Here is a 23646-nt window from a genome sequence, read left to right as displayed (position 1 = left end):
GATGATCCCGCGACTCGTGAATCGTATGCGGCTCCGCTTTGGGGCGCCGCGTCACGGCTGGTTGAGGGGAACCCTTATCGCTGATGATGACGCTGTTGATTTTGAGGGTTCGGACACGCCTGCGGACTGGATTGCTGAGCTCGTGTGGACACTCGATGCGCTCGCTTGTGGACACGACTGTGCGGGTGTGGCAATTTCCGCAGAGGCAACCGAGTGTCGACTGCTATTTGAAATGGAAAATGGGCTCGTGCGCACGCGGCTCATTCGTCGAGGCTCTGGTGTGACGTTGGTGGTGGCGTTGGACGTGCTGGTTGTCAAGAGCAAGGTTCTGTTGAGCTTTTGGCGAGGGTTGAGAGAGTTGGAGTCGCGAATGGCTGCCGGTGCTCCCGGCTGGCGGTACCGTTTCCCAAGCGATGAGCTGGATCGCTTGCACGAGAAGCTAGTTATGCTTTACCCATAGTTTGTGAGGCGTTGCATGCCGTGCGAGATGTGATCGTGGTCGGACGTGCGCGCGAAATATGTATGCCAGAGAGGCTGTGATTGATGGTGCTGCAACAAAATGATTTGGGTGCGGCTCTTCTGGAACGAGGGCGTTTTGCTCATTTCACCCGGCGCAGTTTGGGTCGAGGCGGCGGCAGCGGTGAGGGGACATCGCCTCCTGCATAACGTGCACGGTGCGTTCGGTCATGCTCCTGCTGCAGGTGGAACGCCCAGTAGGCTTCGAAGTCGCCGCTCGAGCGCAGCGAGCGGAGGCGCAGCACCGCCTCTGCGCCTTGGAGCGACCAGCGAGCCCCGGTGCGGTCCATGCGATCCTTGACGAGATGGCGGCATGCGCCCTCGATCACCCCCGTGGCGATGGGCAGCCCCGCTGCGAGCGCGCGATCGTAGTGCAAGAGCGTCCGATGCTTCACGAGGTAGCCGATGCAGGTATCGAGCGTCACCGCTGTCCCCATGTCCACCACGCGGCTGCTGGCATGGCGCCGGATGGTGCTGGCAATGGCTCCGGCCGTGCGCCCCGCGAGCAGCTCGTGCAGCCGGCACGTCACCCACTGCTCGACCTCCTTGGTCCCGTCGGCGAAGAAGCAGTGCGCGGCCTTCCAGAGATATTCAAGCACGTGGATGATATCGAGGACTATTGTGATCTCGACGCATGCCTTCTTCGCGGCGCGCTTGACCAGGGTGATCTGGTCCTTGTTGCCGTCGACCAGCACCACCCACCGCCGAAGGCGTTCCGGATCGCGACGCAGGCCTTCAGCAAACGCCGCCGAGATCACCTCTCGCGATGACTTCTCCACGCTCGCCCAGACCCGTTTGTTCACCGGCCGCGGCCGTTGCGCGGCGACGTCATGCACAGGGCGCAAGTCGTTCACGATGTCGTCAGGCGTGCGGACCCAGGGGTCTATCGTGTAGAGGGTGGCGACCTCGGCCATTCGCTTCCGGTTGCGCTTCTCGCCCTTGGCGAGGCGCTTCGTGAGCTTGTGTTTCCCCGCTTCCGCAGCCTTCCGCGTCGCAGGTCGGAGGTCTTCGCGCCGCATCGCGATCCCCTTGCCGTCGAAGCTGAGTACCAGCAGCGCCTGAGTGTCCTCGACTTCGACGGCGCGGGTGGAGTAGAACGCATCGAAGTCCTGCGCGGCGCGCTCCGCGAGCTCCTCCACCTGGCGCTTCGGCACCGCGGCGCCGGTCGATTTTCTCAATCCCTCAACGACCTCATCGAACGAGCTGCGGGCGGCGCTCTCGGCGACGTAGCGACGGACGCTGTGCGAGTAGAGCTCGTCCGGGAGGCTCAGCGCCGCATCCATCGGATGAAGACCGGGGACGCCCGGCGCCTGATAGGCCGCGCGTGGCACATCGACCTCTCCGACGACCGACATGAGCGCTCTGCTGCTGAGACGTCGATGCTTGCGCTGAACGCCGTCCGCGCCCTTGACCTCCACGGGCCTTTCGCGCTCGGCCCGAAGCTCGAGGTGGGCCTGGAGGAGCCGCCGCTGGTACTCGCGCCCCTCGTCGACGACGAACCCCTCCAGCTCGGCATGCGTGCTCTCCATCGACTCGGATGACCGAAGATGCTTCTCCATGGCTTCTGCCTGCTCCCGGGCGCTCTCGAAAGGGTCCTGACCTGCTGCAACGGCGTACGCGGCGCTCACGACCAAGTCCTCCTGCCGGTCCAACCTGCCTGTCGGGACCGGCCTCTTGCAGAGGCCATGGATACGTCAGATTCGTGGAATTTCAACGCGTTGCATTTTCGCGCCCGGAATTATCACCTGTGGCGAAGTATACGATCGTCAATCCGTCGAATGTGGCCTCGCCCGCGCCCGGATTCTTTCACCTCTCGCGGCCGAACCTGGGCTGCGGCTTCGCGCTTGGGCCGGCGGATAAGTGCACGGCATCAACGTCGCAGGGGGGCCAAGTCCACCGGCTACGTCGACGGGCGTCTGCGTCGATGTGATAGGGGCGCGGTCCCAGGGACCGCGCCTTCGGCGCAACACCATGAAAGCGCACGGACTTTTGTCGTCGCCAAGGATCTACACCCAAATGATTTCACGTTCCACTGGGACGGCGGCGGCCTGTCGTGGAGCCACCTTCACGTCGTTGGCTTCGTCATCGAAGAGGCCCTGAGCACGCCGTACCAGGCGCGGATTACCCTGCAGGCTCGCGGGCAGGACGATGAGGTCGATCCGGCGGACCTCATCGGCAAGCTCGCGACCCTGCGGATCCTGACCGGCGTCGAGCCGCTGCTCCGCTACGTCCACGGCCTTATCGTCGAGGCGGTCGAGCTGGGCCCCTCGGTCCTCGGCATGACTTACGAGGTCGTGCTCATGCCGCCGCTGGTCCGCGCCATGCACCGCCGCCGGAGCCGCATCTTCCTGAGCAAGACGACACGCCAGATCGTGCACGCGGTCCTCACCGGCGATCCGCGGATGCAGCCCGGAGATCCGCCGCCAGGGGCAGCCGAACCAGCCGACCCTTTCGTGGCGCCCAGCGAGACGTTCGCCTTCCGCATCCGCGACCCGGGGCGGCTCGACGACCCGAACGCGCGACCCTACTGCGTGCAGTACGAGGAGAGCGACTTCGATTTCGTCGCCCGCCTGCTCGAAGAAGACGGCATCACCTACCACTTCGAGCACACCGACCGCGCCGTCGTGCTGGTGCTGTCCGACAGCGACGAGGGGCGCTTCAAGCTCTCCCCGTTCGAGCCGCTCACGCCGCACACCAAGGGCCGCCACCTGGACAACGTCCGGCTCGGCAGCCGCCTGCGCCCCACGCGCGTCAGGCTGACGGACTACAACTGGGAGAAGCCGAACCTCGACATGGCCGCCGAGGCGAGCGCCGGCGACGGCGATCTCTTCGTTGCGGCGTACCCCGGCCGGTACGCCGACGCGCCCAAACAAGGCAAGCCGATCGCGCGGGCGCTGCTGGAGCGGCTCCAGACCGAGGCGCGCTTCGCCACGGCCGAAGGGGCCTGCCGGCTCCTCGGCGCGGGCACCGTCTTCGCGATGGATCACCCGGTGGACCGCTACGACGGCGAGTACCTCGTCACCCGCGCCGAGCTGCGCGGCGCCGCCGAGGGCGAGCTCGCGGGCGGCTTCGGCGTGCGAAGGGACCCCGGCACCCCGGACGGCGCGCCGTTCTGGGCGCGTGTGGAGTGCGCGCGCCGCGGCGTCGCCGGACGCGCGGAAGAGTCGAGGTTCCGGCCCGCGCGGCGCACGCAGAAGCCGCGGATCCACGGCTCCCAGACCGCGCTCGTCGTGGACGAGCCGAGCGCGCGCGGCGCCGAGATCCACGTGGGAGGACCCGCGGGCAACGAGAACGGGTGCGTGCGGCTGAAGTTTCACTGGGACACCGAGGTGGAACGGCACCGGAAGGAGCCAGCGAGCTCCTGGGTCCGCGTCAGCCAGAGCTTCGCCGGGGCGGGCGGCGGCGCGGTCCTCCACCCGCGCGTGGGGACCGAGGTCGTCGTCGAGTTCATCGACGGCGATCCAGATCGGCCCCTCGTCACAGGGCGCGTCTATAACGGGGTGCAGAAGCCGCCCGCTGCGGGCAAAGGCGCGGCGACCGTGAGCACCTTCAAGTCGATGTCGAGCCCGGGCGGCAAGACGCACAACGAGCTGTCGTTCGACGACACCGCCGGCAAGGAGCAGATCAAGCTCTCGGCCGGCAAGGACATGAACACCGACGTCGGCCACGACCGCAGCGAGACGGTGACCAACGACTCGACCTCGACCGTGAAGGTGAACCGCACCGAGGAGACGGGATCGAACCGAATGGCCCACGTGGGCGGCAAGAACGAGGATGCGGTGGACGGAGACGAGCGCATCACCGTCGGCGGGCGCCAGACCCTCACGATCACGAGCGGACAAGAGATGACCGTGACCGCGGACCGCAAGCTCACGGTGACCGGCCCGCACGAGGTGAGCACCGGCCCGGAGACGTACACGGTGAACGGGCCCCAAACGGTCACCGTGACCGCCGCGAAGACGGAGACGATCGGCGCGACCTTGGACCTCTCGGTGACGTCCCCGATGACCGTGAACGCGGCGGCGCGGCACACGCTGAACACGCCGGTGGAGACGGTCAATGCGACGATGATGACCATCAACAGCACGGTCACCACGATCAACGCGACCACCGTGGCAGGGATCAACTCCACCGTGCTGAGCGCCGTGGCGACCGGACCGGTCACCCTTCAGGGCGCGATCATCACAGCGACGGCGGCAGGCGAGATCGTGCTCTCGGGCGGGGGCAGCGCGATCAAGATCTCCGCGGGAGGCGTCGAGATCACCGGAGGCGCGATCAAGATCGCCGGGGGCACCGTGGATATCACGGGCAGCGTCGTGAAGGTGAACTGAGGGAGCCGCCGTGGACCCGATCACGCTCGCGGCGCAACGTTTCCGGAGAGAATGGCAGGCGTTCTGGTCTCCGCCGCCCGGTCACGAGCGGAGCGGGCCGAGAGCGCTGCGTGTCAGGACAGGCCCGGCAGATCGGAGAGACTGGCTGAAGACGCTCCGGTGGATGGAGTGGCAGCCGGACAACCGGCACCCCTTCGTGGTGGTCGAGGCGCCCTTCACCGGGGAAGCGGCTTACGTCGAGGCGGTCGCCGAGCGGCTCGAACGAGACCTCGCCGCGCTCCGAGAGGGGCTCGCGGAAGATGGGGTGGCGTTCCCGCCGCTCCCTCCGTCGAGAAGACCCATCGACGAAGCCGCGCTGCGGCGGCGCCTCATGGAAGCCGGGCGGACCGCGGCCGGTGTGCTCGCCGGGCTCGTCGTGGTGCTCGCTCCCGCCCGCGTCGAGCATGCAGCGGCGTACCGCGATCTGATCGCGCGCCTCGCGACGGCGTCGAACGGGAGCACGCTGCGCCTCGCCGTGCTCGAGGTGCCCGGCGGCGATCTCGACACGCTGCTTCCCGGCAGCGCCAGGTTCGAGATCGATCAGGCCGCGCTCCTCGATTCCTTGAAGCAGATCGGCGGCGATGGGGCACCAGCATCCAGGGAGCCTCAGCCGAAGCTGGCTCCCCAGCAGAAGGACGCGGTGGAGCGGGCCCTCGGCCGGAGGATCGCCTCGGAAGACGCCGGAGCTTCCTTGCGCCGGCTCCTGCTCGACGGCGGCAAGGCGATGCAGGACGGCGCCTTCAAGCTGGCGGTTCGCAAGCTGCGGGCCGCGCGCATGCTCTGCCACCTGAGCGGCCTCGGGCAGGAGGAAGCCGCAGCGTCGATCGCGCTGGGGAGCGCCGCGACCGCGGCAGGCGATCCGCGCGCCGCGCTGGCCGCGTTTCGTCAGGGCAAGGCGCTCGCCCTCGCCGCCGGGCACCGGCTGCTCGGGTCCCACGCGGCGCTCGGCGAGGCGGGCGTCCTCCTCGCGGCGAAGCGCCTGGCTGAAGCGCGCGAAGCGTACGCGCAGGCCGCGCGCCTGGGCGAGGAGGCCCCAGCGCTCGTGCTCGAGGCGATGCGCATGCACGGCGAGTGCTCGCGCCTGGAAGGCCAGCCCGCGCTGGCCAAGCGGACGTGGGAGGACGCGCTCGCGTTCGCCGAGTCGCTCGACGCCGGCGCCCGGAGGACGACCTCGTATGCTGCCGTGGGGGTGTCGCTCGCGGAGCTGCTGCGGGCGGCTGGACGGCCGGCGGAGGCGCTCGCCACGGAGCAGCGTGTGCTGCAGCTCGGCACGAGGGGCAAGGAAGTCTCGGTAGGAGAAGACTCCCACGTCGGAGCGCGTTCATCGAGGTGAGGCTCCCCGGAGCGTTGCTGGTTCCAGGGCTGTGAAGGTCACGTCAGCCTCCTTGGGCCGCACGCCGAAGTAGCACGGCCTACTCCACCAGCGCCGAGCACGGCTGATTTGACTGGCAATCGTGTAGGCGAGAGCACTCCCGCCGTGCGCGCTGGTTGACACGATCGGATCTCTCGCGTCTTGATGCGCGCCCTCCGCGGGGCAGCCCTGAGAGCCTCTCGGGAGCAACGCGGCGGAGCGCAGCAGTGGTCCTCGTGGGGGGGAACCTGGAGATCTATCGATGAGCCGTGTTCTTCGGCGAACAGCATTCTTTGCTTGCGCCGGCATCGTCCTGTTCACGGGGTGCAGCAGCTCCTCGGCCGCACCGCTCGACGGGGTGACCGAATCACCCGACGACGGCGGCGGGAGCGACGGAGTCGGGAGCGTCGGCGCAGGCGGCGCTGAGCCCGGGGGCGCAGGCGGCGCTGAGCCCGGGGGCGCAGGCGGCGCGCCGGACGCGGCGTGCGACACCCTCTCGGCCGAGCTCCAGGGAGCGCTCGACGCGGCCGTGGCCGCCCAGAGGCTCCCCGGCGCGGCCGCCGCCGTCGCCATCGGCGGGTGCAGCTGGCTCGGCGCCGCTGGGGTGGCAGACGCAGAGGCCGACGTGGCCGTCCAGCCCGGAGATCTCTTCCGCGCAGGGAGCATCACGAAGTCCTTCGTCGCCACGCTGGCGCTGATGCTCCGCGCGGAAGGCCTGCTGTCGCTCGACGACTCGGTCTCCACGTACCTGGACGGCATCCCCCGCGGCGAGCAGATCTCCGTGCGACAGATCCTGAACCACACGAGCGGTATCTTCGATTACACCGGGATGGACGAGTTCTGGACCGCGGCGCTCGAGGATCCGACGCACACGTGGACGCCCGCGGAGCTCATCGAGCTCGCCGCGTCGAGGCCGCCGTATTTCGAGCCGGGGCAGGGCTTCGCCTACTCCAACACGAACTACATCATCGCCGGCCTGCTCGTCGAAGCGGCCTCGGGAGAGCCCATCGGCGAGCTGCTCCGCACCCGCGTCCTCGAGCCGGCGGGGCTCGCGCATTCCTACCTCGACGGCGCCGAGGCGGCCCTCCCCGGCCTCGTGCACGGCTACGGGCGAAGCCGAGGGGAGCTCGTCGAGATGACCTCCGCGCTCCACGCGTCCGCGGCCGGCGCGGCGGGCGCGCTGGTCTCGACCTCGAGCGATCTCGCGCGCTTCTACCGCAAGCTGCTCGACGGCACGCTGCTCCGCCCCGACGAGCTCGCGGAGATGACCACCTGGGTCGATACGCCGCCCGGCCAGGTCAACGGGTACGGCCTCGGGCTGTCCCGCCGCGAATCCCCGCTCGGCGTCCAGCACGGACACGACGGCGGTATCTGGGGATTCACGTCGTCGTCCTATTACGCGATCGACAGCGATGCTTCTATCACCGTGCTCGTCAACCTCGAGGGAGCTGACGTCGGCCGGGTCGTCGACGACCTGTCGCGCGTCCTCGCGACCCCCTGAGCCGAGCGGTCCGCCGTGAACGGGCCTCGCGCTTGCATCACCCTGGACGCAGCCTGCATGGGGTGACACCCGGCAAGCCGCTCCCATCGTGAAAGGAGTCCGCGATGAAGCTGGTGAAAGCGCTCGGTGCGCTGGCGCTGTTCGGGCTCGCGCTCGGCGCCGTGCAGCTCGCTGCAGCGGAGGACACGATCCCCATCCAGGATCTCGTGATCGTCGAGGAGACGACGAGCCCGGCGCTCGCCGACGCCAGGATCCCCCCGGACGATCTCCCGTATCACCGGCCCTTCCGGCCCTATGGGGACTTCCGGCCGTACAGGCCATTCATCCCGCACAGGCCCTTCCGGCCGTATGGGCACTTCCGGCCGCACAGGCCGTTCGGGCCCCACGGTCCCTTCCATCCGTACGGGCATGACCACGGGCGGTCCGAGGCAACGCCGGCAGGAGACCTCCCCACGCCGGCCGTGAACCTCCGAGACCGTCGCTGACGAGAGCGTGGTCGCCCGGGTGGAGATCTGTGACCTCCCCTCGATGCAGGAATACCGCGACGGCACGCGGCCAGCGTGGAACCTGATCTACGAGGCGAAGCTCGTCCGGCAGCGCAGGCCCCCGGCCGCTCCGCAGGAGAAGGGCGGCGCGCCGTGAGCGGGGTGAGCGGCGTCGCCGGCGCGGCAGGGCCCTCCCGCGCCGCCGGCTCGCCGGCGTCCGAGCGCGCGGCGGCTCCGGTCGGATGAGGTATCCTGCGCCCGATGCGCTCTCCCGACGCCGCCGGCTCCGGCGCCCCGCAGGCCGTCCACTCGCCCGCCGAGCTCTTCCATCGCGTTTTCGAGCTCCTCGCCGCCATGGAGGAGGCGCAGCGGGGCAAGGTCATCGATCTCGCGCGGCGCATCATCCCCACCCTCACGGCCGAGGACATCCGCAACCCGCACGACTTTCCCGGCCTCGACGACCCCGACTGGCACTTCGAGGACGGGCAGCTCGCCGGCATCGAGGCCGTACGGTTTGCGCTCCGCGGTCTCGCGAGCGATGTTCTGGGGGATGGCGAAGGGCGCGAAGCGCGAGAGAGATCCGAAATCGGCGGCCAGCCCGGCGCGAGCCGCGAAGGCGGCGGCACGCAAGGCGAGTGAGGCGTTCTACCAGCCGTTCGCCACGCTCCGGCAGCTGACGAAGCCCAAGCCGGCCGCGGCGCCCGAAGCGAAGGGCAGGGCGGCCGCGGCGCCCGAAGCGAAGGCCAGGGCGGCCGCGGCGCCCGAAGCGAAGGCCAGGGCGAAGGCGGCCGCGGTGCCGGGCGCCGGCGCGGCGGCACGGACAGGCGCCGAGCCGGCGCCGCGGCCCGTCGACCCCGAGACCTTCGCCATCTACATGGCAGGCGTCCGCGTGCTCGAGGACCGCGCGAACCGGATCCCGATCACCGCGAGCCGCGTCGAGCGCGCCGCGCCCCCGACGATCGTCGCCGATCCGGACGAGGAGGCGCGCTCGCGCATGCGCTCGCTCGTCATCGAGGGCATCAAGTTCGAGACCACGGACGACAGCGAGCGCATCGAAGGCAGGCGCCTCGACGTCGATCCGCGCGAGCTCAGGCGGCTCCGCCGCGCCCGCTACGCCGTCGACGGCACCCTCGATCTGCACGGCCTGAGGCTCGAGGCGGCGCGCGAGGCCGTCGAGGCCTTCGTCTGCAAGCGCCAGCGCGACGGCGACCGCGTCGTCGCCATCGTGCACGGCAAGGGCAACCACTCGCCCGGCGGGCACGCCGTGCTCCGCGGCGAGATCGCCGCCTGGCTCGGCAACGGCCGCGTCGCCCGCCACGTCGCCGCGTTCACGACGGCCCCGGACGTCGAGGGCGGCGCCGGCGCCGTGCTCGTGCTGCTCGCGCGATGATGCCGAAGGCGCGCGCCGAGCCCACCGAGGCGCCGCGGCACGCGCCGCGCTGCACCCTGCTGCGCGCCGTGCGCGCGGTCTGCCGCGGCCTCGTGCCGGCCGCGCGCGCGATGCGCCGCGGTCTCTTGCCCGCCGCCGCGCTGCTCGCCCTGCTGCCCGCGTGCGCGCCGGCCCCGGCCGCGGCGCCGTCGCCGCCGCCGAGGCCCGCGCCGCCCCCGCCGCCGTCGACGCTCGGCGACGGCGAGCTCGGCGAGTACCGCTCCGAGCGCTTCGATCTCCGGCTTCCGTTGCCCGACGCGCGCGGCTTCCGCGTCGAGGACGGCGGAGGCCCCTGGCTCGTCGCGACCCACGCCGCGTCGTCGACGTCGCTGCTCGTGCGCACCTGGCGCGCGGACGGCCGCGCGAGCCGCGCCGCGTGCGAGGCGCGCGCGCGGCTCTGGCGCGACCTGCCGCGCCCCGACCTCCGCCTCACCGCCGTGGAGCGCCGGATCGACGTGCCCGAGGGCTTCGACACCGTCGTGGCGATCGGCGTCGCCGACGCCCCGCCCGGCGCGCCGCTCGACGGCTTCGCGGTCGCCTTCGGCGGCTCCGGCCGGCGCTGCTTCGCCTTCATCGCCGAGACGCGCGCCGCGGGGCCCTCCGCCGAGCGGCTCGTCGCCGAGCGGCTCGCCGCCGTGGTCGAGATCTCGCTCGGCGGCCTCCGCCTCGTGCGCGAGATGGCGCCCGCCGTGCCGCGCGAGCCGCCGCCCTGAACCCCAGGCTCAGCGGTAGACGCCCCCGCGGGCGCGGGACTCGAGCGCCGCGGCGAGCTCCTCCTCGCCGATCGACCACGCTTCGGCCGACAGCTCGCGCGCCTCGGCGGGCTTGAGCGCCTCCACCGCGTGCGGCACGAAGCGCAGCCGCGACAGCGACAGGAGGCGCTCCAGCGCCTCGGACGTCACGCCGCTCTGGAGCTCCCTCCGCCACGCGTGATCGATCGCCTCGAGCCGCGCGGGGCTCTTCCAGGCGTCGGCGAGCACCACGCGGCCGAGCCGCGCGTCGATGGCGTCGATCCCCGTGGGCAGCGCGACGATCGCCTGCTGCGCCGCGCGCGCCGGATCGCCGAGGCCGAGCGAGAGCAGCGCCCGCGCCGCCTCGAGCAGCCGCGCCTCGTCGGGCCGGAGCGCGGCCCGATCCACGGACGGCAGCCGCTCCAGCGCGAGCGCGTACCGCTCGCGGCGCGCGGCGTCGACCACGGCAGCCAGCGCGCGCAGGACCCTCGCCGTCGGCGGTGAGAACCACGGATCCGCGCACCCGCTCGGCCGCTGCGCGGGGTCGTCGAGATCGAGGGCGGCGGCGCGCCACAGCGACGCGCGCGCGTCGAGGACGGCGCGCGAGGCCTGCACCGCGAGCAGGAAGAGCGCGACCGCAGGGAGCAGGCCCTTCGCGCCCCAGAGCTCGCCGAGGAAGCAGCTCGCCGCGACGAGGAGCGAGAGCAGGAGAACGAGCACCAGGCGACGCCGTCGCCTCGCGACGCCGCCCGCCGAGCGGGCAGCACCGTCCGTCGCGCCGACGACCTCGGCGCACCGCTCGAGCAGCCACGTCCAGGCAGATCCCACGTCCGCAGGATCAGGATGCCTGGCGCTACGCTTCCGCGCGAGGCCTTTCGATCTCGGCGCAGAGCGCCCGGGTGAAGTCGTCGGTGCTCGCGGTGCCGCCGAGGTCGCGTGTGCGCACCTGGCCTGCCCGGTAGACCGAGGTGAGCGCCCGCTCGATCCGGTCGCCTGCCTCGTGCTCGCCGAGGTGCCGCAGCATCATCACGGCGCTCTGCACGAGCGCCGTCGGGTTCGCGTAGCCCTTGCCCGCGATGTCCGGCGCCGACCCGTGCACCGCCTCGAAGACCGCGGCCTCGTCGCCGATGTTCGCGCCGGGCACGATCCCGAGCCCGCCGACGAGGCCGGCGCCGAGATCCGAGAGGATATCGCCGTACAGGTTCTCCGTCACGAGCACCCCGAGCTTGTTCGGATCGCGGACCATCGTCATGGCCGCCGCGTCGACGATCATCTCGCCGAGGTGGACCTCGGGGTGCTTGACGGCGACGCGCCGCGCGCAGTCGAGCGCGAGGCCGTCGGAGAGCTTCATGATGTTCGCCTTGTGGACGATCGTCACCTTGCTCCGGCCGTGCTGCTTCGCGTACTGGAACGCGAACTCGGCGATGCGGGTCGAGCTGCGCTCGGTCGTGAGCTTGATGCTCTGGGCCACGCCGGGCAGGATCATGAGCTCGAGCCCGGCGTAGAGCCCCTCGGTGTTCTCGCGCACGATGACCATGTCGACGTCGAACCGCGGCTCGACGCCCGGCAGGCTGCGGATGGGCCGCACGTTCGCGTAGAGGTCGAGCGTCTGCCGGAGCGTCACGTTGACCGACCGGAACCCGCCCCCGATCGGCGTGGTCACCGGGCCCTTCAGGGCGATCCGGTTCTTCCGCACGGCGTCGAGGACGGGGAGGGGGAGCGGCGAGCCCGTCAGCTTCGCGACCTCGATGCCCGCGTGGTGGATCTCCCAGTCGACGGTGACGCCGGCGGCGGAGATCACATCCTGAGTCGCGTTCACGACCTCCGGACCGATGCCGTCGCCGGGGATCAGCGTGATGCGATAGGCCATGGGCCGTCCCCTTAGCAGGTGCGCGGGCGGGAACAATGGGCAAGCGAGCTCGAGCGCGAGGGCGCACGCGCGCCGCGCGCCGCGCGCCGGTTCGCGCCGGTAGAGAGAGGCGCGGCGCCGGGGAAGCGCGCGGGAGGGCAACGTGGTGCGATGCGCCCTTTTACAACCGCGCGCGACCTCGCTAGGGTACGCCCCCGCACGGCCTGACGGGCCGCTGTCACCCGGAACCGGGCGCGGGCCGGGCCACCGGCCCCCGCTCATGTTCACCAACTAGATTGAAGGAGCGTGCTCATGCACCCTCGTGTCTTGAAAGGTCGCCGAACCGCTTTCGCGGCCTTCCTGCCTGTCGTGATCGCGTCGTCCTCGCTGGGGTGCGGCTACTCCGAGGAGGAGTGGAAGGCCCAGCTCGACAAGTACAACCGCCTTCAGGGCCAGCACCAGACCACGGAAGGCCGCCTCGCCCAGACGCAGCAGGAGCTCGAGGCCGCCCAGGCGAAGATCGCGGAGCTGACGAGGCAGCTCGAGGCGGCCGGCGTCGACATCGGCAAGCTGAGCGAGAACCTCCAGGCGACGAGCACGCAGGTGTCGCAGCTGAGCTCGACGCTCGAGGAGCGCGAGAAGGCGCTCGCCGAGTTCAAGGCGCGCGCCCGCCAGCTGGAGCAGATCAAGGCGCGGTTCGAGACGCTCAGGAAGAAGCTGGACGAGCTCACGAAGCTCGGCCTGGCGGTGAACATCCGGAACAACCGGATGGTCATCTCGCTGCCGGGGGACGTCCTCTTCGACTCCGGGCGCGAGTCGCTGAAGAAGGAGGGTAAGGAGATCCTCCTCAAGGTGGCGACGGTCATCACGAACGACAAGTCGCTGCTCCAGCGCGACTACCAGGTCGCCGGCCACACGGACAACAAGCCGCTGGCGGGCGGCCAGTTCCGCGACAACTGGGGCCTGTCGCTGATGCGCGCCCGCGAGGTGCTGCTGTTCCTCGTCAGCCCGCCCGACGTGAAGGGCGGCGGCGGCGCGCTCCCGGTCGCGAAATGGAGCGCCGCGGGCTTCGCGGAGACCGACCCGGTCGCGACGAACGACACGGACGAGGGGCGGCGCAAGAACCGCCGGTGCGATCTCATCGTGGTCCCGAGCGTCGAGGAGATGCTCGACCTCAAGGCGATCACGCAGTAGCCCGGGATCGCGCGGCGCGCGCCGCAGGGAGAGCGCGCGCCGCAGGGAGAGCGCGGCGCCGAGCGGCGTCTCGGCCGCCAGGCGCGCGGCTGCCCCTGGCGCTCATGACGCGGGGGCTCCGCAGCTCAGGGGAGCGGCGCGGCCGGGCAGGAGGCGTCGGTCGTCGCCTCGACGTCGTCGACGTGCAAGGTCTCATGGTCGAGCGGCTCATCGCAGACGCCGCTGGCTCCTATCTTGAAGGAGAGGTGCTGGGGTCTGCCCGCCGTGCGCGGATCCAGGCAGATCGTCTGTTGCACCCAGCGCTCACTGGCAGGCAGGGTGGCGCCCGGGGTCGAGGAGGCGGTCGCCTCGCGGAGGTGGCTCGTGCGGTACCAGAACTTCAGCGCCGGGCCGGCCGTCGCCTCGGGCTCGGGCACCGTGAACACGGTGGAGGCCGAGGGCTCCCGGCACGGCTTCTTCACGGAGAGCGAGAGGGCGACATCGCCGGAGTGGGCGGTCGCCGCGTCGACGGCGAGCTTTGCGCTGCCGCGCGCGGGATCGTCCGCGGTCAGGACCCATGTCGGCGAGAGGCTCGCGCCGGCGCTGGCGTTCTCGAAGCCGGGGTCGAAGAGCGGTGTGTCGCCGGGGCAGCGATCGTCAGAGACGAAGGCGAGGTCATCCACCGTGAAATCGCGCTTGTTCTCGGCCGTGCACGGCTGGCTGTTCCGGTTCCGATACGTGAAGGCGAGCCGGTGCGCCATGCCGAGCGCCCACCGGGGCAAGCAGACATGCGCGACCTGCGCCTCGCCCGTGCCCGACAGGGTTGTGAGCTGGTGCGTGCTCAGCGTCACGTTGACGACCGCGCCCGGGCTGCCCTGGCTCCAGATGCGGAGCGCCGGGTTCGGCAGCGCGGCGGAGGGCAACGGCGCCGAGGCCGCGCCCTCGAGCGAGGGATACTGGCAGAACAGCGTGGTGCCGATATGCCCGCCCTTGCCGCCGCCCTGGCCCAGGCCGCTCATGATCCCGGAAACACCGTTCTCCGGCGTGGCCGTCCAGCCGGCGGCGCCTCCCTCGAAGTCGCCGTTCAGCACCTGGCCCGGCAGGGGACATTCGCTCATCTCATCCGGCCGAATCGCGACGTCATCGAAGGCCAGCGTATAGCCCTGCCCGGCCGCCTCATCGCACAGGGGAGACCTCCGGGACGGCCCGAGGAGCAGCTCGATCGGCCCGCCATAGGCGCGCTCCCCCAGGCACACGCGCTGCGGGGCGAAGGACGAAGAGGGCATGAGATCGAGGTTGCTGAAACCCCCGTTGATGCGGACCCCGACGCCCGGGGGGCCGAGGCAGTCCATCGCGGCGTCGCACCCGATGCGCGCGGCGAACGTGAGGAGCAGCGGCTCGGCGCACGCGAGGTCCGGCATCGTGAGCTGCTGAGTGAAGCCCGCCATCTGGCACACCGCGTCTCTCCCGATGACACCGGCACCCGGGTTGCCGTTGCCCTCGGCCTCGGGGTGGACGAGCGCAGCGCCCGTGGTGCTCCAGGTGTCCGCGCTCTGGAACGAGGGATCCAGCGGGCCGCCCTGCCAGACGCACTCGCCCTCGACCATCGCGTATCCATCGGTGCAGGCACAGCCCGAGATACACACGCCGTCCACGCAGCGGAGCTCGCCGTCGCACCCATCCAGAGGCCCGCACGGGCAGCTTTCCTCGCCGGGAGGGCAGCCCGCGCCGCCCGCCTCCCCGCCCGCGCCCTCGGCGCCGCCGTCGCCCGCGCTCTCGGCGCCGCCGTCGCCCGCGCCCTCGGCGCCGCCGTCGCCCGCGCTCTCGGCGCCGCCGTCGCCCGCGCTCTCGGCGCCGCCTTCACCACCGGCCCCCGCCGCGCCCGACGCTGCGGCGGCGACGCTCGGCTCCGTCCCGGAGCAAGCGCTCGCGAGCGCGCCGATCACGGCGCAGCCACAGGTCAATGCGCGTGTCCACAGGATCATCTATTCAAGTTAGCGGGCCATTCCTGCAGCGGCAAGGCGGATACCCTATTTGAATAACAAGATAGTTAGATAAGGAGATCTCTCAAGTGGCGTCGGGCAAAACCGGAGACAGCAGCGCCGCGCGCTGAACTCGAGCGCTCCGCGAGGCGCTCAAATGCGCTCGAACACTCGTTGAGCAAGCGTGAGCGCTCGTTGAGCGGGCGCGAGCGCCGGCCCGGTGGCGCGTCGTGCGAGCGGGGTATCCCCCACACGAACTCCGCGGCGCGCGGCCGGCGGCCGTCCAGCGACTCACGACGTGCTCGGGACAGCGCGTCAACCGCCTGAGGCCGCGCCGGCCGTGTCGAGCGCCGCGGCGGGCACGAGGCTCGAGACGGGGCTCCCCCCGGCGGCCTCCGCGTCGAGGAAGGCCCGCAGCGCGGCGAGCAGCGGCCGCGACGCGCCCACGAAGGGCAGGTGATCGTCGCCCGGCAGCTCGACGTAGCGCGCGCCGCGGAGGCGGCCGGCGAGATCGCGCCCGGCCGCCGCGGGGACGGCCCGGTCGCCGGCCCGGTGCAGCACAAGCGACGGGGCGCTCACCTGGCCCAGCGCGGACCGGATGTCGGCCGCCGCGTGGGCCCGGAGCATGCGCGCCGCCCCGCTCGGGCTCGCGCCGTGGCGCAGGTACGCGGCCCAGGAGCGCCGGAACGCGCCGTCCTGCGCGGCCGAGGGGGCGAGGCGATCGAGGAAGAGCGGCTCGCCCCAGCCGCTCCGCAGCGCGCGCTCGGCCTCCTCGACGCCGTCGCCCGCGAGGCCGAAGAGGCACCCGGGCCAGGCCGCCATCTGCGCCGCGCTCCCGAGCGCGACAAGCGCGCGCGCCCGCGCCGGGTGCGCCGCCGCGAGCAGCGCGCACGGCGCGAAGCCGCCGCCGACGCCGAGGAGCGCCGCCCGCTCCACGCCGGCCGCGTCCAGCACGGCGAGCAGATCCTCCGCCTGCTGCTCGGCAGGCGCGCCGGCGCCCTCGCGCTCGCTCATGCCGGTGCCGCGCTGATCGAGCACGATGAGCCGCGCCCCCGCGCCGAGCTCGGCGAAGAACCGGGACATGCGCGCGTCCTCCCACGCGGCCTCCACGTGCGTCACCCACCCCTGGACGAGCACCAGATCGAGCGGCCCGTCGCCCACGGCCCTGTAGGCCAGGCTCGCGTCCGCGCTCGTGGCGAACCGGGTCTCCGCCGCGCGCAGCTGCGCCGGCGCCCGCGTGGAGGAGACGGCCGCCTCCCGCGCGACCTCGAGCCCGCGCCGCATCGCCTCGGCGAGCTGCGCGTACGCGCCCGCCCACGCCCGCGCGGTCGCGGGCGCCCACGCGTCGCCCTCCAGCTCCTCGAGCGCCTCGAGCAGCGCCCGGCCCACGGCGTCGAAGTGCTCCGGCAGCGCGGCGTAGGACGCGTGGCGGCGGCCGAGCGCCTCGAGCATCTCGACCAGCTTGTCGGGCGCGCGCAGGTTGGCGATCACGAGCTGCAGGGCCGCGGCGAGCTTGAGCCGCTGCTCGCGCATGTCCGACGGGAACAGCGCCCGGAGCGCCGGCTCGCCCGAGAAGAGCCGCTCGTAGAAGCGCGTCACGAGCTCCTCGGCGCGCGGCGCGAGGCGCGCGAAGGAGGCGCTGACGACGTCCGCGTCCGTCTCCCGCGCCCCCGCGCTCGCAGGCCCGGAGCGCACGATCTGGAACGCCCGGCAGAGCGCCTCGGTCTCCTCGAGCGCGGCCTGCACCTCCTCGGCCGACGCGAAGCGCGCCCCGGGCTCGCGCAGGACGCAGCGATCGATGACCGCCGCGAGCATCTCCGGGATGTCGGGGCAGAGCGAGCGCAGCGGCGGGAGCGCCCGCGCCGTCACCCAGCTGGCGATGGCGTGCACGTCGAGCCCCGCGTGGGGCAGCCGGCCCACGCACAGCTCGTAGAGGACCAGCCCGAGCGCGTAGACGTCGGAGTGGAGCGTGCCGGCGGTCCCGGTCCAGAGCTCCGGCGCGAGGTAGAGCGGCGTGCCCATCATCATGCCGCCGTCGGTCAGGCCGACGGTCTCCAGCGCGCCGAACGCGCGGGCCTCCACGGGGATGGCGGTCGTCACCGCCGATGCGTCCGCGGGCGCCCAGCGCGCGGGCGCGGCGGGGACCCCCGGCGCGGGGCGCCGGCCCGCGCCGAGGCCGCCTTCGGCGGGCTGGTCGACGAGCTTGGCGAGCCCGAAGTCGAGCAGCTTCACCTCGCCGCTCGCGTCGAGCATCACGTTCGCCGGCTTGATGTCGCGGTGCAGGACGCCCCGCCGGTGCGCCGCGGCGAGCCCGCGCGCGAGGCCGAGCGCGATGCGCAGCGCGGCCGGCCACGGGACCGGCTTCGAGAGCAGCTCGAGCGGCTCGCCCTCGACGAACTCGTAGGCGATGTACGGCCGCCCGCGCACCTCGCCGATCCGGAAGACGGCGACGACGTTGGGGTGCTGGAGGCGCGCGATCGCGCGGGCCTCGACGCGCAGCCGCTCGATGGTCTTCGGATCGGGGTTGTCCGCGGCGACGAACTTGAGCGCGACGGGCCGGTCGAGGACCTCGTCGTGGGCGAGGTACACCTGCCCCATGCCCCCGCGGCCGAGCGGCCTGATCACGCGGTAGTCGCCGAAGGCGGAGGGCGGCGCCCACGGCTCCGAGGACGACGGCGGCGGCTCCTCCTCGGCGGAGCACCGCTGCGTGGTGGGGAGGAGCGCCGCGCCGACGTCGCTCTCGCTCGAGGGCACCGCGATCAGGGCGCGGCAGTCAGCGCAGCCGTCCACGTGCCCGCGGACCTCCTCCGCGGCCTCGTGCGGGAGGTTGCCCTCGAGCCAGGCGGCCAGGGCGTCTTCGGACGGGCACGGGCTCATCTGCTGCGGTTCTCCGGAGCGGCATTCTCCATGCGCGCCGTGGTCTGCGCAATGGCCGCGCGGCCTCTGCCGCGCCGCGCCGCTGCCGTCGAGCGACGGAGCCCGTCTGTCCCGGCCGCGCCGTGTCGACGCGCGGCGCGGACCGGCCCTGGATCGCGCTGGCGGAGCGCACGTCAGGGAGGGTCGGCTGTGGACTGGCGCCGCCGGGGTGTCACGATCCGGAATTCTATGAGCGAGCCGAAGGCACCGCCGAGCCCTGCGCCGCGGTCGGAGACGGTGCGGCAGACACTCCTGGAGGAGCTCCGCAGGGGCGCCGTGACCGCATGGGAGCTCTCCACCCGACTCGGGCTGCGCGAGCGCGACGTGACGCCGCACCTCGATCACCTCGCGCGCTCGCTGCGCGCGCGCGGCGAGCGGCTCTCGGTGACGCCGGCGCACTGCCTGCGGTGCGGCTACGCGTTCGACGAGCGGCGCTCGCTCGCGAAGCCGAGCCGCTGCCCGGCGTGCCGGGGGGAGCGCATCGAGGCGCCGCGTTTCCGGGTCGACGCCGGCGGCGGGTGACGCTCCCGGCGCTCACAGCGCCGGCCGGTCGAGCGGCTCGGGGCGCCTCCGCTGCGCGGCGCGGGCCTCCACCTCGCCGAGCAGGCGCGGGCCCGCGCGCTCGCCCGCGCCTGCGAAGAACGCGCGGGCGCGGGCGAGGTCGCCGTGCGCCGCGTAGAGCTCGACGAGCTCTCGCTCCGCGACCTCGTCGATCGTCGCCTCGATCGAGCCCGCGGGCGCGGGGCCGAGCCGCACGATCGCGCGCAGCGCCTCCAGGGCCTCCTCGACGGCGTCTCTGCCGCCGAGCCCCCGCAGGCTCCACGACTTCACGTAGAGCGCGCGTTTTCGCAGCGCCGCGCCCGCGACGCCGCCGAGCGCGCCGTCGCAGGCGCCCACGGCCTCGTCGAGGCGCCCCGCCGCGAACGCCAGGTTGGCCAGCGCGAGGTGGGCCTCGGGCGCCTCCCGCGACGCCGGGTGCTCGAGGGCGAGCTGGCGCAGCCGCGCCTCGGCGCCGCGCAGGTCCCCGCTGTCCTGGAGCGTCAGCGCGAGCTCGAGGAGCGCCGGGGGCCGCTGCTTCGCCGCGCGCAGCGCCGGCGCGTCGACGAGCGCGGCGTAGGCCGCCACGGTCCTCGTCAGCACCCGCGCCGCCTCTGCCTCGAGCGCCGCCCGCCGCGCCTCGGCGCGCTCGCCCGCGGCGCCGGCCTCCGCGGCTTCATCGAGCACGAAGAGCTGCACGCCGATCACGCGGCGGCGGCTCGCCAGCGACTCCGCTTCGCGGAAGAGCTGCTCCGCCGCCGCGCCCGCGCCCGGGGCCGTGGCCGGGCCGGGGGCTGCGCGCGCGCCCGGGGCCGCGCCTCCGCCGGCGCGCGCCGGAGCTTCCTGCGCGGCGCACCCCGCCGAGGCGAGGGCGAGCGCCGCGACGGCGGCGAGCCGCCGCGCCGCCCCCCTGCGCGGTCCCGTGAAACTCCCGGCGGCCTTCGCTGCGCGCTTCAGCACCCGTGACACTCCCTCTCCTTCGTGAGCCGATGGCAGCAGACGACGCGAAGCGCCGCGCACCTCGGCGAGCCGAACGGCGCGGGAGGATAGCGGCGTGCACCCCCGGGACCAGGCCAATCCGCGGCGAGCGCGCCGATTCTCGCCCTGAACCGCGCGGAGATCAGGGCCTTTCGAGCGCCCTGCGCGGCGGACCACACGCGGCGCGTGAGGCGGAGCGATGCGTCGCCGAGCCCACGCCCGGAGCGCGCGCCGCCTCGGCCCGTCCATTGCGTCTTGGCCTTCATCTTCCCCGTCCGAGCCGTCGCTTCACACCCGGCGGGGAACGCACCGAGATGGAGAGTCACGACATGGCGACAAAAGGGAACTGCATCCCGTTCACGATTCCCGCGATGCCGCGCCTCGGGCTCGCCGACCTCGAGGACCGCTTCAGGCGCCTTTCGCTCCTGATGTACGACACGAGCGTTCCGCTCGCGACGCTGGAGAAGGAGGTCTATCCCTACCTCGCCCCTGGCATCGAGTTCGTCAATCCGTGGCGGCGAGTGCGCGGCGTCGAGACGTACCAGGTCGACCTCTCCGGAGCTCGAGGCGGCGCCCGTTTCGACCTCGACATCTCCCAGCTGAGCATCCGGCTCTGCGAGCGGCGCGGCGCGGGCCGCGCCCTCGTGGACAGCACCCTCTACCTGAGGCTGTTCCCGCGATGCGCGTACGCCATGCGGATGATCCTGACCTACGAGTTCGACATGATCGATGGAGGCGAGAGCTTCAAGGTCACGCGCCACGAGGAGAGCTGGCGCATCGGGGACATCCTCCGGAACGCCCCGCTGATCGGCCGCTCCTACGATGTCTTCCGGTCCTGCTCGGGTTACCTCTTCACCGGGGCGGTGCTCCTGTCCCGCGCCCTCGCCGGCCGGCCGGCCGGCCCCGAGGCCGCGCGGGATGCGCCGGCGCCCTCGCGCTGAGGAGCCGCGCGTGCGTCCCGCTTGACGAGCTCGGCGCGCCGCGATACGACTCTCCTCGTGAGCTACCATCTCACCGCGACCACGACGACCACGACCCGCACCGGCGGGCTGGGTCTCGTGTGCATGCGGTGAGCTGACGAACACACGAGAAACCAAGCCCCGCCGGGATCCGGACGGGGCACGTCGCTTTGCAGCGCTCCGTCTGGCCGGCCACCGCCGACGGAGACTGACATGCTCGACGAAGACGATCATCGTTATCTGGGCCAGCGCCTCGACCTGTTCCACCTGCAGGAGGAGGCGCCCGGCATGGTGTTCTGGCACGCGCGCGGCTTCACGCTCTATCGCCTCCTGGAGGAGGCGGTCCGGCGCCAGATGATGCGTGACAGCTATCGAGAGGTCCGCACCCCGCTGATCCTGCGGCAGGCGATCTGGAAGATCAGCGGCCACTGGGACAACTTCTCTTCCAACATGTTCCGGCTGTCCGAGGAGGATCACGCCGCCGCCATCAAGCCCGTGAACTGCCCGGGTCACATGCAGATCGTGGCGCGCATGGCGCCGTCGTACCGGGATCTGCCGCTGCGGATCGGCGAGCTCGGCATGGTGCACAGGGACGAGCCGAGCGGCACGCTGCACGGCCTCTTCCGCCTGCGGCAGTTCACTCAGGACGACGGCCACATCTTCTGTGTCGAGGAGCAGATCGAGGCCGAGGTCGTGCGCTTCGCGAGCGCGCTCCGCGACTTCTATGCTGGCTTCGGCTTTCACGACATGGCCGTCGGCTTCTCGACGCGCCCCGCCGAGCGCCACGGGAGCGACGCCGTGTGGGACCGGGCGGAGGCGGCGCTGTCCGCCGCGGCGAGGAGCGCTGGGCTCGAGTACCGGTTGCAGCCCGGGGAAGGGGCCTTCTACGGGCCCAAGCTCGAGTTCGTGCTGCGCGACCGGCTCGGGCGGAGCTGGCAATGCGGGACGATCCAGCTCGATCTCGTGCTGCCGGAGCGCTTCGATATCACCTATGTCGACGCGTCGGGCGCGCGCCGGCGACCGGCCATCCTCCACCGCGCGTTGTTCGGCAGCGTGGAGCGCTTCCTCGGCATCCTGCTCGAACATTACCGGGGCGCGCTGCCGCTCTGGCTATCGCCCGAGCAGGTCGTCGTCGCGCCGGTGACAGGCGCGCAGCGGGCTTACGCCGAGGAGGTCCTCCAGCGCCTCCAGCAGAAGGGGGTGCGCGCGATCCTCGACGCGGGCGACGATACGCTGTCGCGGAAGATCGCCCTCGCGCACGCGGCCTCGATCCCCCTCGTGGCGGTGGTCGGCAAGCGCGAGGCCGAGCGCCGCTCCGTGGCGCTCCGGGAGCGCGAGGGCGGACAGCAGCGCGAGCTCCCGCTCGACGAGGCGGTCGTCGAGGTCGTGCGGCGGTGTGAGCCGCAGGCCTGAGCGCGCGCCGGCGATCTCCCGGAACCGATCGCCGGCGCGCGTGTCGCAGTCTGGAGCGCGGTGCCCCATGGGCTTCTCCTGAGCGCCGCTCGTCGGTCTCCCCCACGCGTCGCGGGCCGAGGGCGCGCCGCGACGCTCATCGAACGATCGCCGGGTCCCGGTCACGAAGGCCCGCGCTGCGGCGCCGCTCCACGAGGAGCGGCAATCCGTCCCGCGGCACGAGCGGCCGCCGGCCGCCGACGCCCGCCTCGTACCCTGCCGGCAGCTTGAACCGGAAATCCCGCACCAGCGCCGCCAGCATGAGCTTCATCTGCAGAACCGCGGTCCGCTCGCCGATGCACTTGCGCATCCCGAGCCCGAACGGAAGGTACGCCGCCGACGGGCGCTCCACGTGCCACGGCGAGCCCGGCAGAAAGCGCTCCGGGAGAAACGTTTCTGGATCTTTCCAGTACTGAGGGAGCCGCTGCACGACATAGGGGCTCACGAGGACCTCGTTTCCCGCGCTCACCGCGTGCGGCCCGTGGCGGAACGCCCTCCGCGCCTCGCGCGCCAGCACCCATACCGGCGGGTGCAGCCGCAACGTCTCCTGCACCACCGCCGATAGCAGCGGGGCGCGCGCCACCTCGGCTCCCCGCGCGCCGATCGCGTCGAGTTCCTCCTCGAGGCGACTCCGTACCTCCGGGCGCTGCGCGAGCTCGCAGAGCGCCCACGCCGATGCGGCGGCCGTCGGCACGTGCGTCACCAGCATCATGACGATCTCGTCGATCAGGGCCTGTTCGTCCATCTGGCCGGCGTCCACCGCGCGCACGAGCGGATCCAGCAGATCGATGGAGCCGAGGTTCTCTGCGGCCCTGCGATGCTCCGCCGCTTTCAGGATGGACGCCGCGAGCGCCTCCCTGGCCCGGTCATACGCCGCCTCGTCGTCCGCGGCGTGCCCGAGCCACGCCTCCACCCGGGGCAGCTCGGTCGCGATGTGCTCCACGACCCGCTCTCCCGCATCCCCGAGGAGCAGCATCGACGCGCTTCGCAGGGCGACGTCCTCGAGCACCGGCAGCACCGCGCGCGCCTCGCCTGCGCGCAGGCGCCCGAGCGCCTCGCGCACGACGCGCCCGGCGCCGTCGGCGCGCGCGAGGAGCGCCTCCCGCTGAAACGCCGGCGCGAGGGCTCGCCGGCGCTCCAGGTGCTCGCTCCCCTCGAGGCGGGCGACGCTCTTTGGATAGGCGTCCTGCATCCGGTGCGGCGGCGTCTTGTCCGTGAAGCCTTCCCGGTCCGAGAACACCCTCTGGATCGCGGCCGGATCCGAGACGGCAAAGCACGCCTGTAGCCCCAGCCGGAACCGGAAGAAATCGCCGTGCGCCAGCGTGCCGTCGAGCAGGAAGGCGACTGGATCCGCACGGAACTCCGGCCAGGAGCCGTGCAAAGGGTGCCCTTTCGGACCGGGGGATCGGATCATGGC

Annotated in this window: 19 protein-coding genes; 12 read left to right on the top strand and 7 right to left on the bottom strand. The window is 72.3% G+C overall.

Annotated features, from left to right (window positions below; all coding sequences use genetic code 11):
- Position 1 precedes the first annotated feature (1 nt).
- Entirely contained in the window at positions 2-460 is a 459-nt protein-coding gene (locus WMF17_RS33350) for a hypothetical protein (RefSeq protein WP_437645048.1), read from the top strand.
- 139 nt (positions 461-599) lie between these two features.
- On the opposite strand, the gene WMF17_RS33345 is transcribed toward WMF17_RS33350, so the two are convergent.
- On the bottom strand, positions 600-2144 hold the full coding sequence (locus WMF17_RS33345) for an ISKra4 family transposase (protein WP_437643636.1): 1545 nt from the start codon (positions 2142-2144) through the stop codon (positions 600-602).
- 420 nt (positions 2145-2564) lie between these two features.
- Between WMF17_RS33345 and WMF17_RS33340 the strand changes: the two genes are divergently transcribed.
- From WMF17_RS33340 to WMF17_RS33310, 7 genes are all read left to right on the top strand, one after another.
- The gene (locus WMF17_RS33340) at positions 2565-4847 is read left to right on the top strand and encodes a type VI secretion system Vgr family protein (RefSeq protein ID WP_437651424.1); all 2283 of its coding nucleotides are present in this window, start codon (positions 2565-2567) and stop codon (positions 4845-4847) included.
- Positions 4848-4857: 10 nt separating this feature from the next.
- The gene (locus WMF17_RS33335; RefSeq protein ID WP_437645046.1) at positions 4858-6219 is read left to right on the top strand and encodes a hypothetical protein; all 1362 of its coding nucleotides are present in this window, start codon (positions 4858-4860) and stop codon (positions 6217-6219) included.
- A gap of 280 nt (positions 6220-6499) precedes the next feature.
- Positions 6500-7738: a serine hydrolase domain-containing protein gene (locus tag WMF17_RS33330; protein WP_437645044.1), complete on the top strand. Its 1239-nt coding sequence runs from the start codon at positions 6500-6502 to the stop codon at positions 7736-7738.
- A 104-nt stretch (positions 7739-7842) separates the two neighbouring features.
- Positions 7843-8223, top strand: coding sequence for a hypothetical protein (locus WMF17_RS33325; protein ID WP_437645042.1), 381 nt, complete (start codon positions 7843-7845; stop codon positions 8221-8223).
- A gap of 261 nt (positions 8224-8484) precedes the next feature.
- On the top strand, positions 8485-8862 hold the full coding sequence (locus WMF17_RS33320; protein ID WP_437645040.1) for a hypothetical protein: 378 nt from the start codon (positions 8485-8487) through the stop codon (positions 8860-8862).
- Positions 8774-9613: a Smr/MutS family protein gene (locus tag WMF17_RS33315; RefSeq protein ID WP_437645039.1), complete on the top strand. Its 840-nt coding sequence runs from the start codon at positions 8774-8776 to the stop codon at positions 9611-9613. Before WMF17_RS33320 ends, WMF17_RS33315 begins: the two co-directional genes overlap by 89 nt.
- Positions 9610-10365 carry a hypothetical protein gene (locus WMF17_RS33310; protein WP_437645037.1) on the top strand — a complete coding sequence of 252 codons (756 nt, stop codon included), beginning with the start codon at positions 9610-9612 and terminating at the stop codon, positions 10363-10365. Before WMF17_RS33315 ends, WMF17_RS33310 begins: the two co-directional genes overlap by 4 nt.
- 9 nt (positions 10366-10374) lie before the next feature.
- On the opposite strand, the gene WMF17_RS33305 is transcribed toward WMF17_RS33310, so the two are convergent.
- A complete protein-coding gene (locus WMF17_RS33305; RefSeq protein ID WP_437645036.1) occupies positions 10375-11211 on the bottom strand; it encodes a hypothetical protein in 837 nt (278 codons plus the stop codon).
- 25 nt (positions 11212-11236) lie between these two features.
- Positions 11237-12253, bottom strand: coding sequence for an isocitrate/isopropylmalate dehydrogenase family protein (locus WMF17_RS33300; RefSeq protein WP_437645034.1), 1017 nt, complete (start codon positions 12251-12253; stop codon positions 11237-11239).
- A 348-nt stretch (positions 12254-12601) separates the two neighbouring features.
- Here WMF17_RS33300 and WMF17_RS33295 point away from each other — a divergent pair, with 348 nt between their 5' ends.
- Positions 12602-13426 carry an OmpA family protein gene (locus WMF17_RS33295; RefSeq protein ID WP_437597271.1) on the top strand — a complete coding sequence of 275 codons (825 nt, stop codon included), beginning with the start codon at positions 12602-12604 and terminating at the stop codon, positions 13424-13426.
- Positions 13427-13551: 125 nt separating this feature from the next.
- On the opposite strand, the gene WMF17_RS33290 is transcribed toward WMF17_RS33295, so the two are convergent.
- Positions 13552-15390 carry a hypothetical protein gene (locus WMF17_RS33290; protein ID WP_437645032.1) on the bottom strand — a complete coding sequence of 613 codons (1839 nt, stop codon included), beginning with the start codon at positions 15388-15390 and terminating at the stop codon, positions 13552-13554.
- A gap of 312 nt (positions 15391-15702) precedes the next feature.
- On the bottom strand, positions 15703-18264 hold the full coding sequence (locus tag WMF17_RS33285) for an alpha/beta fold hydrolase (RefSeq protein WP_437597269.1): 2562 nt from the start codon (positions 18262-18264) through the stop codon (positions 15703-15705).
- Between the two features lie 228 nt (positions 18265-18492).
- Between WMF17_RS33285 and WMF17_RS33280 the strand changes: the two genes are divergently transcribed.
- The gene (locus WMF17_RS33280) at positions 18493-18825 is read left to right on the top strand and encodes a transcriptional regulator (RefSeq protein WP_437597267.1); all 333 of its coding nucleotides are present in this window, start codon (positions 18493-18495) and stop codon (positions 18823-18825) included.
- Positions 18826-18837: 12 nt separating this feature from the next.
- Here the strand turns inward: WMF17_RS33280 and WMF17_RS33275 are convergent, their stop codons facing one another.
- Complete coding sequence (locus tag WMF17_RS33275) at positions 18838-19800, bottom strand: hypothetical protein (RefSeq protein ID WP_437645030.1); 963 nt, start codon at positions 19798-19800, stop codon at positions 18838-18840.
- A gap of 347 nt (positions 19801-20147) precedes the next feature.
- Here WMF17_RS33275 and WMF17_RS33270 point away from each other — a divergent pair, with 347 nt between their 5' ends.
- On the top strand, positions 20148-20759 hold the full coding sequence (locus tag WMF17_RS33270; protein ID WP_437597265.1) for a hypothetical protein: 612 nt from the start codon (positions 20148-20150) through the stop codon (positions 20757-20759).
- Positions 20760-20990: 231 nt separating this feature from the next.
- On the top strand, positions 20991-22190 hold the full coding sequence (gene thrS / locus WMF17_RS33265) for a threonine--tRNA ligase (RefSeq protein ID WP_437645028.1): 1200 nt from the start codon (positions 20991-20993) through the stop codon (positions 22188-22190).
- Positions 22191-22326: 136 nt separating this feature from the next.
- Here the strand turns inward: thrS and WMF17_RS33260 are convergent, their stop codons facing one another.
- On the bottom strand, positions 22327-23643 hold the full coding sequence (locus WMF17_RS33260; RefSeq protein WP_437645026.1) for a cytochrome P450: 1317 nt from the start codon (positions 23641-23643) through the stop codon (positions 22327-22329).
- Between the last annotated feature and the right edge of the window lie 3 nt (positions 23644-23646).

Source organism: Sorangium sp. So ce362 (assembly GCF_051519845.1).
Taxonomy (GTDB): domain Bacteria; phylum Myxococcota_A; class Polyangia; order Polyangiales; family Polyangiaceae; genus Sorangium.
Note: the sequence above shows the minus strand (reverse complement) of the source record. Positions and strands in the feature narration are given on the sequence as shown.